The sequence below is a fragment of the Litoribacillus peritrichatus genome, from assembly GCF_039537985.1.
In the GTDB taxonomy this organism is placed as follows: Bacteria; Pseudomonadota; Gammaproteobacteria; order Pseudomonadales; family Litoribrevibacteraceae; genus Litoribacillus; species Litoribacillus peritrichatus.
Genome location: NZ_BAABBN010000004.1, coordinates 1,621,914 through 1,637,810 on the forward strand (window position 1 = coordinate 1,621,914; position 15,897 = coordinate 1,637,810).

Genomic DNA, 15,897 nt, shown 5'->3' on the forward strand with positions numbered 1-15,897 from the left:
GCACAAAAAAGCACAGCCTAAGCTGTGCTTTTTTAGCATAACGCCGATTTAATTAAACAAATTCGGCATTATGATAAACATTCTGAACGTCTTCACAGTCGTTCAACAAATCAACGAATTTATCAAACACTTCGCGATCTTCACCAGAAATCTCTGCTGTCACCTGCGGAAGAAAAGTAATTTCGTCCATTTCGAAGTCAATACCTTCAAACGCAGCCTCAAGCGCAACTTTCGTTTGATGATGTTCATTCGGCGGAACCATAACAGTAATCATGCCGTCTTCACTTTCGATCTCTGTTACATCGATGTCTTCCATCATCAATGCCTCAAGCACCGCATCTTCATCCGAGCCCTTAAAAGCAAATACGGCCAAATGATCAAACAAGTGAGAAACCGCACCTTGAGCACCAATCTTCGCTTTCGCCTTGTTAAAACAAGTACGAACATCACCAAAAGTACGATTATTGTTATCTGTTAAACAATCAACAATCACCATGGTATTGCCAGGGCCAAAACCTTCATAACGGGCAACAACGTAATCTTCACCTGCACCGCCTTTTGCTTTCTCAATCGCCTTTTCAATAACGTGTCCAGGCACCTGATCTTTCTTTGCCTTATCAATCATCCGGCGCAGAGAAAGGTTACCATCCGGATCAATACCACCGTTCTTAGCACAAACGTATATTTCCTTACCGTACTTAGAATACAGCTTGGTTTTCATGCCGGCTGTTTTAGCCATTGACTCTTTTCGGTTTTGAAACGCTCTGCCCATCGGTTCTACTCTTATCTAAACTTGGTGATTTAAAAAGCGTCTATTTTAATCCGTGTTAAGTCTAAGTTTCCAGAATTTATTTTCACCATACCTTTCGACACTGACATTCAACACACAAAATGCAATAATGCCGCGCAAAATTTCATCAAAAAGGACTTTGATTTTAATGACCCCTATTCTACGCGTCATCATCAGTACGATAACTGCCATTGCCTTTTACACATCACCGATCGCAAACGCTCAATTATCCAAAGAAAAAGCAGAAGAACTCTCTGCCAGCATTTATCTAAATTATCAGGTGCTAGCAACCAAGCTACTGCAAAACCAAGCACTTGATCGCTACGCCATGTTTGCCCCCACCCGCAAAATGCGTAAAGCTCGAAAAGACCTTCTGAATAAAATAAACCCAGACGAGCTGTATATTCACATATTTGACTCCATCAGCAATCATATTGAACCAGAAGATGCAGATAAACTGATTGAGTACGGAAAAACACTGGCTTACCGCAAGCTCTTGAAAAAACAGCTGTATATGGCCACCGACGAAGGATATAAAGTCACCAAGAAAATCCAGGCAAAATACGGCCTGGGGTTGTTTGAACCAAAACCGGAGCTCTTTCAAATCATCAACGAAAACAAAAGTTGCGACGCTCCAGATCAAAAAAAATTCGAATCCAGCCAAATCGTTATGCTGCATTTCTTTTGGCTATATAATCTGGAAGCCGGAAAAGCCTACCCTCGGTTTAAGCAACCCGCTGAAATGTTTAAAAATAATTTCCAGAAATACTTGCAAGATAAAGAAAAAGCACAAGAAAACTGCAAATACGCCCAGTTTGTCAAATACCTGAGTATGGAATCTTTGTCCATTGAAGAAATCAACGCCTCAAATCAAGAGGCCGAAAAGGATTATATAAAAAACTACAGCAAAGCCTATCACTTAGGAATAATAAACTATTTCAAGACGTTAGCAGACGAACCGCTGGAACCCACCAATACATAGCGCGACTTACATAGACTGCAGTCACACGAACTATGCCTGCTGCTGACTTCTGCGTCACAAATATAATAAATTGCTTCGTTACTCGTTGCTCCTCCGGCCTATTCCATACAAAAACAATGGGCGACCACCACTGAATCTGAGTGTGACGCGTCTTCCTGCATGTATTGCCTAAAGGCTTTCGCCGAACGAAAGGTTATGACGTATTACACTGCAATGACAATCCTCATCATTGATGACCTCAATTCATGCTTGTAAATCTGTTAATTAGCTTCGAGGTGGATAAACGCCAACATACGCCATACTGTAATTCATTGCCAGTACTGGCTGTATGATCGAAAAAGCTTCCGATCCTCCATTATTGTTAACCGTTACAACACCGTTGCCTCCACCGCCGGATACGCCACCAAGTTCAACGGTACCTGTACCTGCGTCCGGACGATAAAGGTCAATTCCTGGTAGTCTGCCATTTTTATTTACAGCCAAATAACTTCCTGTAGCAGGTATATTTTCGTTTGCTGTGTCCGTAGAAGCATAAACTACGGCTGCAGAGCCCCCACTGGTCGCCGTGAACGTTGCTGTGTGACTGTGGGCGGCCAGTTCAAGAACTGTAAGCGTGTGTGATTCTGCCCCGGCTCGTGTCCCCATCCTCCAATCAAACGCACTACCGGGATGCCGACCTTTACTCATTGCGGCCCTTCCGCGCAAATCGGGTAGAGCAAAGGTTGTTCTACCGTCACCACCATACATAGTGCCCAATAAAGAGAATAAAGTAGAATAGCTAGCGATACTAAGCAAAGAGCCATTACATAGAAACCAACCTCTTGGATTAAAATTAAAACTGAACAACCCTACTTCACCCATAAAAGGATCTGCCATAACGTTCTCCTTAACATCAATTTATTGCATCAAAATTTACTAAAAATTTAGGTTTATGTAGACACTAAATAAACTAGTTACGAGAAGGAAATAGTCCCTTCAACGCAATGCTGTAGTTCATTATCAGTGTCGTCTGTAAAATGTTAAATGGCTGACTATTTCCTGAAGAACCGACAGTGACATTGCCTTTTGTGGCACCCGATCCGCCACTGACACCGCCCAAAGAAACCGCATCAGTTGCACTTCCTGTCTGAAAAATAGCTTTCTCCGGGTTGCCCGCAAGATAGCTACCTTCACCAGGAACATTCTCAGTTGCAGCCGAAGTGGATACCTCCCATTTAACCGGACCTCCGGAGGCGCTGTAACTAGCCAAGTGAGCATGCCACCCCAGCTCAGCTAGCTTCATAGTGTGCGTTTCGCTACCTTTGGTGTTTCCCACTTTCCAATCAAATTGACTGCCAGGAAACCGACCTTGAGAGAGTGCCATTTTTCCGCGCAAATCGGGTAAAGCAAAGGTTGTTCGACCATCACCACCATAGAAGGTACCAATCAAAGAAAAAAGAGCCTGATTACTACTGATGGATAATAGCTGTCCTTCGCACAGAGCCCAATTTTCCTGCGCAAAACCAAAGCCTTTAAGACCGACCTGGCCAAGAAAAGGTTCTGACATAACTCACTCCTTTGTAATAATATTTCAAGTTAAGGACGGCCAGAAACCGTACTAAATTCCATTCCAGCGTTAATTTGAAATCGTTCCGCAAAACTTAGTCCGCTGAAAACACCATCGGCACCCGACAACACATCCAACTTTACAGCACCTTGATGGGTAGCCACTATCACGCCTTCAGGTTCACCAATATGGCAGATAGTGCCGGGGTTCACGCCATAAGTCGGATGCACCACTGGCGTGGCTTGTAATAAATTAATGGGTGTTTGTCCCAATAACAGCACGCATCCACCGAATTGAGCATTACCTGCACGCGCCATGTTCGCTATTTGTTGGCTGTTCATGCTCGACCAATCAACATAAAGATCTGTTTGTTCTGGTAAAGGGGCTGACGAGGATTCTCCACTCAGAGAATTAAACTCAAGCGCTCCCTGGACTTCCTGCAGGTGTTCAATAAACTGCCCGATAAACAATGGCAGCTGCTGTGCCACACGGTTTTCCAAGCTCTGGTAGGTATCCAAAGGGTCGATTGTTAAGGATTGCTGCATTGCAATGCCGCCCTCATCCTCATCACTGACAGCCTCTACTTTTTGTATGGCAAGTGTGGTTTCAACCTCACCATTTCGAATCTGCCAATAAAGCGGTTGTGGACCTTTGTATTTAGGAAGCGGGGCCACATGAACATGAAAAGCACCCAAATGGAGCTGATCAAGCAAAGAAGCGTCGAAAGAAAGTGGAAAACTAAAGGCCAGGCCTAAATCTGCTTCCCAGCGTTGTAACTGCGTTGGGATCTCTACTGTTTCAGCGGAGTCATATTTGACATAGGTTAAGCCGTTATGATGAAGCCAGCTCTCCAACTGATACTGTGCAGGATCAAGTTGTCCGGTAATAATTACTCCAGCCAACCGGCCTTGTTGTGCTAACTGATTTATCGTGGGAATCGCCACCGTATTCGTAGCAAAAACCACCACTTTAAGAGGCAAATTGCGAAGGTGGTTCGTTTTATCCATTGTTCGCATTCCCGTTGGCAAGCGTAGCTAAAAAGCCAGGTAGTCCATTCAAACGATAATAGAACTTCAACTTATCGCCGCTTCTTACAACTAAGTCACCGGGTTTAGATTCACTCGGTTCAAAATTAATAAACACCTGTAAATCTGCCAACGGATGGGTGATTCCCGAATCATACTCACCGATTAACTCCTGTTCATCGGGATGAATCCTTGTACAAATGAGTAGCAGAGGCTCTCCTTCTTGCTCTTTCAGTGCCGGAATAACAACTTCACCACATTCTATCAACGTGAAATGTTCATCCAGCTTATGCTCTGGCAAATCACGTAAGCTGGCTGGCGTCAGACGCAAAATTTCACCCAGCTCCACTCTTTCGTTAATCACGTCCTTGAGCATATTCGCTTCACATACGGCAGTTTTCCTGTTTTGCCATTGTTCCACATACTCCCGCTGTCCAGTATTGATCACAGCGCTCAGGCTGATTTGCTGTGGAATATAAATTCCGTTAGGTTGCATCAATCCAGCAAAATGACGGGCAATAGCCAAATGACCTTCACGACTGAAGCCATGTTGCATGGCCTCCAATACCACAATATTGAACGGCTTTGAGGGATGGTAATCGCAAGCATCCAGGCAGAGAACTTCATCAATAAATCCTGATATTTTCATTTTCTGAACGAGCATCTGCAAGCTGGCTACTGCGCCCTGCTGCATATCGATCAAAGTAATACGCAGATCATTTTCATCATACAATCCACATTCCTGATAATACGCAATGAGCGGTAACAACAATGGAGCAAAAGGGCCACAGGCAGGATAGGCGATGTGCAGTGGGCCGTCATTTTGGTGAACCGAATTTACGATGGCCCGATTAACAGCCCGCATATATGCACGCACTCGCAAACTGTCCTTTTGTGTCGTAACACAATGGTCAGGAGACATGACCAAACCATTTTTGCCAATGAATTGCCGTTTACGAGCAGCAGGATCGATATCAGCGCTTACATAGAGTTCATGCAGCTGGTCAAATAACGACTCCAGCTTCAAGTCTAATGTACTTCTATCTAAGGTATTTGGGCTCAGAATTTCTTCAACAGCGGCTATCAGACTTTCTGAAAGCCCCACCTGCTCAGTGTCGGGTTTTGGCTCCGGGGGAACAGGCATGTTCTGGCTTAATTGTCGGCGCAACAATTCATTTAGTGATGAAGTAATCGCTGCACTTTCTGTTGTGCATATAGCAGGAGACGTACTGTCAGCGAGTGCATCCGCTAAGAGCGTTTCCGTTTTATATTTATCCATTCCGTTTCATCCGTGATAGTTCTTTTTTCGGTCTAAGCCAGCATTAATACGCTGCCACTGATTCAATTAGTTTGTTCTCTGTTGTTCTGTAAATTCAATTCTCAAATAACCCAAAGAATGAGACTCTGTGTTATGAATTGTTTGGGTCATACTCCATATAAAGGTGGCTTCCATTTCGCCCTATTTGTTCAAACCCCAATTTTAAATAGAGGTTCAATGCTGGATTTTCAGGCAGTACATGTAATAATACTTTCGCCAATATGTCATCAGCTCGCTGCATTAAGCGTTTGATTAAATAGCTACCAACACCACTGTTTCTTAATTCTCGCACCAATGTAATATCTATCAGTCGAATGTCTTTATCAGACTGCTCGCAATATAGACGACCAACAGCCTCGCCAAAGTACTCTATAACGTTAAAAGCCTCTGGGCCATATACCTCAAAATAATACTTATGTTGTAAGCTAAACTGTTGTTGAAGAAAAGGAATCAATTGATGCTCGGGCCACCCGCAATTCAAAACTTCGTAGTCCCTGGATGTACAATATAAATCCCTTAAAAAAGGGATATCCTCTTCCGTGATCAGGCGTTGGCTGAGTGATTCAAGATCAATTTCACTGGAAGTATTCCTTTCCATTTTTGGTCATCCTTTCCATCCTAATATTCAGAGAGCTTCTTTTTCAGAAGCGTTTCTGTTTCAAACAACGTTTGATTAACCTCTTCAATCTTCCACAAGTTTATTTTTAAGGTAGCAGACAATTGAATACCTTCCACACTGAAAACAGAATTTATAAATAAATAACCTTCGACACTTAAAAAGTGACAAATATTGCTATTGCGACTATTACTTTATTTTGAAAGTTACGAGCGAGCCCAAGTAAAAAGGAAAACACATAAGGAGATACCATGAGCTTCACTCAAATCGCAGAACTTCCAAGCCAAAATCAGAGTTATTCTATTAATGCCACAACAGTAAAGATAAATGGCTATTCCCCCGTGGTTTATATTATCAAGGACGAAACAGTTCCTGAGCAGATGTACCGTTTTGATGTCGCTGAGAATCAGTGGCAGCACATTCCGCTGTTTGAGCCTGGTAAAGTGGATGATATTCAGGGTGAATTCAGTGAACGGGTTTGGGTGCTTAAGGGTGGACGTTTGTACTGCTGGCTGGATGAAGAACAACGCTGGGAAAACCGAAACTACAATCTCGAATCGATTGACCAGATTGCCCTGAGTAAACAAGACTACGAACATGCATTTGTTCATGCGGCAGACAATCACATCTATCAACTGAACATAGAGGACAGAGTTTGGGAAGACACGGGGATTGTCGTAGACAATGTACAAGATATCGAATGCACCTGTGAGCACTTTCAGTCAATACGTTGCTTGCGCCGAAACGGTGACTACCTTCGCTTTGATGATGACAAAAATGCCATCACCATCGAAACCGGAAGAAAACTCGAACTTGAGGCCGCATCTCGGATTCGCTTGGGAGGCACAGGCTCAGAGCTTGTCAATTTCTTACTGACGAATCAAGACACCCTCTTACGCTATAACGGGAGGAAGAACCTTTGGGAGTCCATTCCTCTAACCTTCAGCGATAATCTGGCTTTTAAAGATACCAGTTACTTCTACCCTTCGGGCATTGACGTCGCTGGTTACAACGGAGAGTGGGTTACCGTTGCCAATAATGACCATCTGTTTATATATGGCTACGCTAGCTAGCGAATAATCACCACCTCCGAGCTTCAGACTGAGGCTCGGGATGGCACCATCAAAAACGAACTCCAAGACCCACACCCAGGAGGTCTACATCCTGGTTCTCAACCAAAATACGACGAAGCTTCAGGTTGAGACTCAGGTGCTCATCCAGCTGATAACCGGCGCCAAACCCCACAAACACATCGGTCTCGTTGTCATCATCGCCTTCAATATTGGCACCACTGATATCAATGTCTTGTTTCCAAAAAAACAAACCGGCTTCACCAAACACAGTTATTCCCGGAGCGGGTTCCGCCTGAAAACGATTGCCTAACGTCAGGCCTTGTCCTGTCACCGGATAATGCTTGTTCAGCGATTTTTCAAGATCCGACGCACTGGCCGCCAACGTTGAGAAATTCACATCCACGCTGCCTAAATCCAGGTAACCTACTTCCAAAAAAGACCAATCCAGATATCGATAGCCCAAGACAAACTGATAGCCGGATCGGTCGACGTCGTATTCTTCCACATTCACCGCAAAACCGTCTGACGCCAGGCCGTCCCGAAAGTCTTGTTCCCCCTGAGACGAAGTGACCCGGTACATACTCACTTCAAAGTAGCTTCGATCTTTCAATGTTTGTTGGGCAGACGTCCAGTCCTGCGCCTGACTATGCAACGGTAATAACACTAATACCGGACACAACAGCAATACCGGAAATAACATTGCAACCCTACGTCCCACGAGCGTGATTTGACGTGCATATTTAGCCATCATCATACTTATCATCATAACGATCCATCCCAATCCAAAACTTCCTCCTCCACTGCCGGAGCTTTTCACCGACGTATTAATGAGACTGCCAACTCCACCCGGATCAATGACACTGCCGTTTGCCATGCCATCCGCGTCATTAGGGCCACCGTCTTCAATGATCAACTGAACACACCAGTCTCCGGCGTTCAGCCCAGGACGATAGAGGTCCGACTGCGGCGGCGGACACGTGCCTTGCTCACCCGGTGCGGACATAAGCGAGTTATTCGCGTCTTCCACAAACGTGAACCAAACGCCATCAAACTTGCGGTACACCACATTTTCAGCAATGGCCATCCGTTGAGGAATGACAATATTGACGCTTTGACCAATGACCGGAAGGTCGTTCACCACAAAGTCAAAGTAACCACTGATATTTTCCACTTCATCTTCAGGGATCTGGAGCGCACCAGACAAAGTCTCCGGTTCAACCTTGGCGCCTCGGCCGTCATTAGACAGGGCGCGTTCACCCAACACCATTTTCAATCCGGGTTCGGTTTCTATCAGGAAGGTAAATCCATCTTCCGCCACTTCATTCAGTACATTTGACTGTGATGAGACGTCAAGATAATTGGGCTGTCCATCCTGATCATCATCCAACCAGCCTTCGTCACTGTCACTGATGCCATCACCATCGGAGTCTTGGGTTGTACTCAGGGCAGGTAAACTTGTCACCACCCGATAGGAAATAGACAGTTCGTTACTGATGGGTGGTAATCCATTATCAGTGACGGTCACTGTCGCTCGGTAAACGCCCGGTTCAACATCCGCTGGGTTCAGTTGTCGCTGGGTATCGCTCACTTCATCGGTGGTCACACCGCCCGTAAACAACCATTCAACGGTATGTTGATCATTCGGATTCGGGTCGTTGATTTGAACAGAGAAGTTCACTGCCCCGGAAGACTGCTCCACAATGAGTTGCGCCACCCCACCCTGGGTAATAGCAAGCTCAACCTGCGGCGCCACATTTTCTTCCACCACCGTGATGGTGTGTGTCTTCTTGGCACCAAAGTTTGCGTCACCGGTCAAAGAGACAAGGATGTGTTCAGTCACTTCAACGTTGTCATCTTCTGTCGTTGCAAACGGAATGTTCTTCGTCAACTCACCTTGTTCAAACACGACCTCACCGGACTGTAAGTTATGATCCGTGTTATCCGCAGAACCGCCCACCTCGTAGGCCACCGTCAACGGATAGCTCGGTGCCAAACCATTGAGCAACACCCGCACTCTGCCGTTCACGCCTTCACCGACCACCTGATCTTTACCCAGAGAGATCAGAGGGTGCACATGAATTTGCTGCACCTGCTCCGCTCTGTTACCGGCCGCGTCCACCGCAAACCAAGTCACCTGATGCGAACCTGGCGCTAAGTTGGCTGGCGCACCGCCCACCAAACTCACACTGACCTCGCCGTCTAAAGCATCAACGGACGTTGGGGTCACCAACCCGGTCACCGGTGTCAACAGACCCGTTGCATTAATGTTCAAGGTTTCAACACCGGTGATTTCCGGTGCCTGATCATCGGCCAGCGGGTTACTGCCTGCGTTTTGCTCATTCAGATTCGAGAGACCATCGTTATCCGCATCTTGTGTTGCATCCGACGGGTCGAACACATTGAAGCCATTGGCGATTTCAAATTCATCCGACATGCCATCGTTGTCATCGTCCAGGTCTTCGGAGTTTGCCAGGCCATCGGTATCGTTATCACCGATCACTTCAATCGCAAACGCGGTGAAGTTGGTTGTGCCCTGGCCATCACTGACCTGAAGTACGATGTTATCGTACACACCGGCATCACCGACCACCGGAGCACCGGACAGCTCGCCCGTCTCTGAGTTCAAAGTCAGCCAGCCCGGAAGATTGGAAGCAGACACCGATAAGGTATCGCCTTCGATGTCGGACAGCGTTGGCGTGAAGGCATACGCTGCACCCTCAAGCACACTGCTTGCTGGCGAACCGCTGATCACAGGCAGATCATTGACACTGGTCACCGTCACCATCACCGTCGCACTGTTGGAGGCCTCAGCCGAGTCATCGTTGACGGTGTACGTAAATTGATCCGAACCATTAAAGTTATCTGCCGGCGTATAAGTAGCCACGCCATTGTTCACCTCAACACTGCCGTTAGCAGGCTGGCCAATGACAATACTGGTTGCATCCAACGTTCCGTCAATGTCCTGGTCATTCGCAAGAATGGCGATATCGATCGGCGTATCTTCATCCGTTGTGACGGTATCATCATTCGCCAATGGCGCATCGTTGACGGGTTGAACCGTAATGGCGACCGTCGCAATGTTTGATGTGCTGCCATCGGAGTCATTAATGGTGTAGGTAAAGCTATCTGAGCCATCAAAGTTCTGATTCGGCGTATAACGGAACATGTTATTCACCAAGGTCACCGCACCTTGCGCTGGCTGCGCGGCAACATTCAAAGATGAAAGGTTTAATGTGCCATCCACATCGGAGTCATTACCTGCCACGTTGATGTCCAGACTGGAATCCTCCAATAACACCGCAACATCATTGGCAGCGACCGGCGCATCATTGACGCTGTTCACCGTAATAGTCACCGTGGCTTGTGAAGAGACCGCATCCTGGTCGTCCTTCACGGTATAAGTAAAGGAATCGGAGCCATTAAAGTCGGCGACTGGCGTATAAGAGAATGAACCATCACTCAGCGCCGTAACCGAGCCATTGGTCGGACCAACCACAGCGGTAATGGTGGACACATCAAGGGTGCCGTCCACGTCCGAATCATTGCTCAATACCGCAATTGAAACAGCGGTATCTTCTTCCGTTTGAACCGTGTCATCCACAACGGTCGGTGCGTCATTAGAGCCCGAGACATTCACGGTCACGGTCGCAGCATTCGAAACCGCGCCACTGTTATCACTGACGGTGTATTCAAAGGTATCACTGCCAAAATAATTTGATGACGGCGTGTAAGTCACTTGACTGTTTGCAACCACCACACTGCCGTTTGCTGGTTGCGCTGAAATGGCCAAGCTGGCACTGTTGACTTCATTAGCACCATCCACATCAGTATCATTCGACAGAACATCTATATTGACCGAACCGTCTTCAGCGACCGAAGCAGTATCAGCCACCGCGACTGGCGAGTCATTGACGGCCGTGACCGTTACGTTAACCGCCGTACTGGCGGACGCATTCCCCTGAACATCGCTTACCGTGTAAGAAAACGCATCAGAACCATTGAAGTTAGCCGCTGGCGTATAAGTGATCACACCGTTTGCCGTATTGATGCTGGTTGAACCGTTCGAGGCCGACGCCACGATAGCAACGCTCGCCGGGTTCAATGCCGATCCGTTACCCACATCATTGCTCAGTACATCCACCTGGACGCTGCTGTCTTCATCCACCGTCGCAGTGTCTGCGGTGGTTTCATTATCGTCGTTGGTGATGCTCACCGTTTGTTGCTGCGTACCGCTTTCACTGGCACTGCCGCCGCTGACGCCCGTGACATCCACAATGATGGTTTCATCACTTTCTTCCGACGTATCCTGAATCGCCGTCAGTATTGCAGTTCCTGTCGTTTGGCCTGCAGTAATGGTGATACTGCCTGCTGGCGTAACGTAGTCGGTGCCACTGGTGGCGGTACCGGAGTAACCGAGGCTGACGGTCACGTTTTCGAAGGTGGCCTGATCCAGTGTCGCCGTCAGAGTGCTGGTGCCCGCCGCTTCTGCAATGCTGGATGCGCTTGCGGATAGAGTCACGGTGGCCGTGTCGTCGTCGGTGATGGTTACGGTTTGTTGTTGAATACCACTTTCACTGGCCGAGCCGCCGCTAACGTTGGTGACATCGACGATGATGGTTTCGCCCGCTTCCACATTGCTGTCGTCGGTGGCCGTCAACGTGGTGGTGCCGGTGGTTTGACCTGCGGTAATGGTGATGCTGCCGGCTGGCGTCGCATAGTCGGTGCCACTGGTGGCCGTACCGGAGTAGCCGAGGCTGACGGTCACGTTTTCGAAGGTGGCGCTGTCCAACGTCGCTGTAAGAACGCTGGAACCCGCCGCTTCTGCAATGGTATTTGCGCTTGCGGTTAAAGTCACGGTGGCCGTGTCGTCGTCGGTGATGGTCACGGTTTGTTGTTGAATACCACTTTCGCTGGCCGAGCCGCCACTGACGTTGGTGACATCGACGATGATGGTTTCGCCCGCTTCCACATTGCTGTCAGCCGTTGCTGTCAGGGTGGTGGTGCCGGTGGTTTGGCCAGCGGTAATGGTGATGCTGCCTGCTGGTGTGACGTAATCGGTGCCACTGGTGGCCGTACCGGAGTAGCCCAAGCTGACCGTCACGTTTTCGAAGGTGGCGCTGTCCAAGGTCGCCGTCAGGGTGCTGGAACCCGCCGCTTCGGCGATAGTATTTGCGCTCGCGGTTAAAGTTACCGTCGCTGTGTCGTCGTTGGTGATGCTCACCGTTTGTTGTTGGGTACCGTTCTCGCTGGCAGAACCGCCGCTGACGCCCGCCACATCGACAATGATGGTTTCATCACTTTCTTCCGACGAGTCCTGAATCGCCGTCAGTATTGCAGTTCCTGTCGTTTGACCTGCAGTAATGGTGATGCTGCCTGCTGGTGTGACGTAGTCGGTGCCACTGGTGGCGGTACCGGAATAGCCCAAGCTGACCGTCACGTTTTCGAAGGTGGCGCTATCCAAGGTCGCTGTAAGAGTGCTGGTGCCCGCCGCTTCTGCAATGCTGGTTGCACTCGCAGACAAGGTCACCGTCGCTGTGTCGTCGTCGGTGATGGTTACCGTTTGTTGTTGGGTGCCGTTTTCACTGGCCGAGCCACCACTGACGTTGGTGACATCAACGATGATGGTTTCGCCCGCTTCCACATTGCTGTCGGCGGTGGCCGTCAACGTGGTGGTGCCGGTGGTTTGGCCTGCAGCAATGGTGATGCTGCCGGCTGGCGTAGCGTAGTCGGTGCCACTGGTGGCCGTACCTGAGTAGCCCAAACTGACGGTCACGTTTTCAAAGGTGGCTTGATCCAAGGTCGCTGTAAGAACGCTGGAACCCGCCGCTTCTGCAATGGTATTTGCGCTTGCGGTTAAAGTTACCGTCGCGGTGTCGTCGTCGGTGATGGTTACCGTTTGTTGTTGAATACCACTTTCACTGGCACTGCCACCACTGACGTTGGTGACATCGACAATGATGGTTTCGCCCGCCTCCACGACGCTGTCAGCCGTTGCTGTCAGGGTGGTGGTGCCGGTGGTCTGGCCTGCGGGTATGGTGATGCTGCCTGCTGGCGTAGCGTAGTCGGTGCCACTGGTGGCGGTGCCGGAATACCCCAAGCTGACCGTCACGTTTTCGAAGGTGGCGCTGTCCAAGGTCGCTGTAAGAGTGCTGGTGCCCGCCGCTTCGGCGATGGTATTTGCACTTGCGGTTAAAGTTACCGTCGCGGTGTCGTCGTCGGTGATGGTTACCGTTTGTTGTTGAATACCACTTTCACTGGCACTGCCGCCACTGACGTTGGTGACATCGACAATGATGGTTTCGCCCGCTTCCACATTGCTGTCGGCGGTGGCCGTCAATGTTGCGGTGCCGGTGGTCTGGCCTGCGGTGATGGTAATGCTGCCCGCCGGCGTCACGTAGTCGGTGCCACTGGTGGCGGTACCGGAGTAGCCGAGGCTGACGGTCACGTTTTCGAAGGTGGCGCTGTCCAAGGTCGCCGTCAGGGTGCTGGTGCCCGCCGCTTCGGCGATGCTGGCTGCGCTTGCAGACAAGGTCACCGTCGCTGTGTCGTCGTCGGTGATAGTCACCGTTTGTTGTTGGGTACCGTTTTCACTGGCCGAGCCGCCACTGACGTTGGTGACATCGACGATGATGGTTTCGCCCGCTTCCACATTGCTGTCGGCGGTGGCCGTCAACGTGGTGGTGCCGGTGGTTTGGCCTGCAGTAATGGTGATGCTGCCTGCTGGTGTGACGTAGTCAGTGCCACTGGTGGCGGTGCCGGAGTAGCCCAAGCTGACGGTCACGTTTTCGAAGGTGGCCTGATCCAAGGTCGCCGTCAGGGTGCTGGTGCCCGCCGCTTCTGCAATGGTATTTGCACTCGCTGTTAAGGTCACCGTCGCCGTGTCGTCGTCGGTGATGGTTACGGTTTGTTGTTGAATACCACTTTCGCTGGCACTGCCGCCACTGACGTTGGTCACATCAACGATGATGGTTTCACCCGCTTCTACGACGCTGTCAGCCGCTGCTGTCAACGTGGTGGTGCCGGTGGTTTGACCTGCGGCAATGGTGATGCTGCCCGCTGGTGTGACGTAGTCGGTGCCATTGGTGGCCGTACCGGAATACCCCAAGCTGACCGTTACATTTTCAAAGGTGGCCTGATCCAGTGTCGCCGTCAAGGTGCTGGTGCCCGCCGCTTCGGCGATGGTGCTGGCGCTTGCGGATAGAGTCACGGTGGCCGTGTCGTCGTCGGTGATGGTCACGGTTTGTTGTTGGGTGGTGGCTTCTGTGGCGGTATTACCGGTGATGCTGTCGATGTCCACAATGATGGTTTCATTGCTTTCGACCGCCGCATCCTGAACCGCTTGCAGGGTCACGTTGCCGGTCAAAGAACCGGAGGAGATCGTGATGCTGTTGCCCGTTGTTGAGTAATCCGCCACGTTAGTCGCGGTGCCTGAGTAAGCCAGATTCACGACCACATCCACACTGCTTGCAGCGGAAAGCGTCGCTCTGATGACGGAGGTGCCCGCCGCTTCCGCAACGGTGTTGGTGTTCGCGCTCAGAATCACAGTAGGCTTGGCGGCGTTAGCAACCGTAATGCCATTGCCGGTGGTGTCAGAAAGGTCGGTGGTGGCCGCTGCCCCTGGCATCCAGTTGTCTGCTGCACTCAAGTTATAGACGGTACTGTCCACCGCACTGGTGCCGTTTTTATTCAGTAACACGGCCAGGTTTGACTGGTCCGTTGCATTCAACACCTGCGTGAACGAGGTGGCATCCGTGATTTCAACGGCATCACTGGTTAATGTGTACGTGCCTGCGCCCTGACCCGACAGCGTCAGTTTAGAGAGGTCAACGTCGTTGGTCGCACCGCTCAGGTTACGTAAGTTGGTGCCCGTGACGACTAAGGTACCGGAGGTGCCATCGTAAGTGGCAGAGGTAATGGTCGGTACGGTCACGTTCGAGACGGTTACGCCATTGGTCGCGTCGGCGATGTCGGTGGTGGACGCTGCAGCCGCCATCCAGTCATCGGCAACGGCTAAGTTGAACGTGGTGGCATCGTCGGAGCTGGTGCCGTTCTTATTCAGTAACCCATCCACATGGGTTTTGTCTGCACCGCCCAAGGTGACAGACACTTGGGTGGCAGAACTGATGTCCACATCCGTTGCACTGGTGAGGGTGTAAGTGTTACCAGCCTCACCCGTCAGCGTCATGGTCGATATGTCTACATCATTGGCCGCCCCAGAGAGGCTGCTGAAGTGGGTGCCGGTCATCACCAACACCCCGGTGGTGGCATCGTAGGAGGCCGAAGTAACGGCAGGCGCGGTGACATTACTTACGGTGACGCCATTGCCTGTGGTATCCGCAATGTCGTCATTGGCGGCTGCGGCGGCCATCCAGTTGTCCGCCGCCGCTAAATTAAACGTGGTTGCATCGTCCGAACTGGTGCCGTTTTTATTCAACAACCCATTAATATGGGTTTGATCTTGCCCGGTCAGGGTGACAGAGAACTGGGTGGCCGAGGTGATTTCCACGTCTGAGGTGCTGGTGATGGCATAACTGGCACCGCCTTCGC

The 15,897-nt window shown here is 49.8% G+C and carries 9 protein-coding genes; 2 read left to right on the top strand and 7 right to left on the bottom strand.

The annotated features are described in order from the left end of the window. Window positions 1–52: 52 nt before the first annotated feature. Window positions 53–772: a YebC/PmpR family DNA-binding transcriptional regulator gene (locus ABD744_RS08640; protein ID WP_344797485.1), complete on the bottom strand. Its 720-nt coding sequence runs from the start codon at window positions 770–772 to the stop codon at window positions 53–55. Window positions 773–938: 166 nt separating this feature from the next. On the opposite strand from ABD744_RS08640, the gene ABD744_RS08645 reads away from it, so the two are divergent. Next, window positions 939–1,772: a hypothetical protein gene (locus ABD744_RS08645; protein ID WP_344797487.1), complete on the top strand. Its 834-nt coding sequence runs from the start codon at window positions 939–941 to the stop codon at window positions 1,770–1,772. Between the two features lie 264 nt (window positions 1,773–2,036). Here ABD744_RS08645 and ABD744_RS08650 read toward each other — a convergent pair whose 3' ends face one another. The 5 genes from ABD744_RS08650 to ABD744_RS08670 form a co-directional block, all read right to left on the bottom strand. Further along, complete coding sequence (locus ABD744_RS08650; RefSeq protein WP_344797489.1) at window positions 2,037–2,648, bottom strand: phage tail protein; 612 nt, start codon at window positions 2,646–2,648, stop codon at window positions 2,037–2,039. Between the two features lie 73 nt (window positions 2,649–2,721). Continuing rightward, window positions 2,722–3,318 (bottom strand): phage tail protein, encoded by a 597-nt coding sequence (locus ABD744_RS08655; RefSeq protein ID WP_344797491.1) that lies wholly within the window; start codon window positions 3,316–3,318, stop codon window positions 2,722–2,724. 29 nt (window positions 3,319–3,347) lie between these two features. Then, a complete protein-coding gene (locus ABD744_RS08660) occupies window positions 3,348–4,325 on the bottom strand; it encodes a methionyl-tRNA formyltransferase (protein ID WP_344797493.1) in 978 nt (325 codons plus the stop codon). Beyond that, window positions 4,318–5,622: an SAM-dependent methyltransferase gene (locus ABD744_RS08665; protein WP_344797495.1), complete on the bottom strand. Its 1,305-nt coding sequence runs from the start codon at window positions 5,620–5,622 to the stop codon at window positions 4,318–4,320. Before ABD744_RS08665 ends, ABD744_RS08660 begins: the two co-directional genes overlap by 8 nt. A 130-nt stretch (window positions 5,623–5,752) precedes the next feature. Further along, a complete protein-coding gene (locus tag ABD744_RS08670; RefSeq protein ID WP_344797497.1) occupies window positions 5,753–6,259 on the bottom strand; it encodes a GNAT family N-acetyltransferase in 507 nt (168 codons plus the stop codon). Window positions 6,260–6,528: 269 nt separating this feature from the next. Here ABD744_RS08670 and ABD744_RS08675 point away from each other — a divergent pair, with 269 nt between their 5' ends. Beyond that, entirely contained in the window at window positions 6,529–7,350 is an 822-nt protein-coding gene (locus tag ABD744_RS08675) for a hypothetical protein (protein WP_344797499.1), read from the top strand. Window positions 7,351–7,399: 49 nt separating this feature from the next. On the opposite strand, the gene ABD744_RS08680 is transcribed toward ABD744_RS08675, so the two are convergent. Next, the gene (locus tag ABD744_RS08680) at window positions 7,400–15,856 is read right to left on the bottom strand and encodes a tandem-95 repeat protein (protein WP_344797501.1); all 8,457 of its coding nucleotides are present in this window, start codon (window positions 15,854–15,856) and stop codon (window positions 7,400–7,402) included. Window positions 15,857–15,897 lie beyond the last annotated feature (41 nt).

Coding starts and splice junctions, on each gene's coding strand:
- ABD744_RS08640 (WP_344797485.1), bottom strand. CDS start 772: ATGGGCAGAGCGTTTCAAAACCGAAAAGAGTCAATGGCTAAAACAGCC.
- ABD744_RS08645 (WP_344797487.1), top strand. CDS start 939: ATGACCCCTATTCTACGCGTCATCATCAGTACGATAACTGCCATTGCC.
- ABD744_RS08650 (WP_344797489.1), bottom strand. CDS start 2,648: ATGGCAGATCCTTTTATGGGTGAAGTAGGGTTGTTCAGTTTTAATTTT.
- ABD744_RS08655 (WP_344797491.1), bottom strand. CDS start 3,318: ATGTCAGAACCTTTTCTTGGCCAGGTCGGTCTTAAAGGCTTTGGTTTT.
- ABD744_RS08660 (WP_344797493.1), bottom strand. CDS start 4,325: ATGGATAAAACGAACCACCTTCGCAATTTGCCTCTTAAAGTGGTGGTT.
- ABD744_RS08665 (WP_344797495.1), bottom strand. CDS start 5,622: ATGGATAAATATAAAACGGAAACGCTCTTAGCGGATGCACTCGCTGAC.
- ABD744_RS08670 (WP_344797497.1), bottom strand. CDS start 6,259: ATGGAAAGGAATACTTCCAGTGAAATTGATCTTGAATCACTCAGCCAA.
- ABD744_RS08675 (WP_344797499.1), top strand. CDS start 6,529: ATGAGCTTCACTCAAATCGCAGAACTTCCAAGCCAAAATCAGAGTTAT.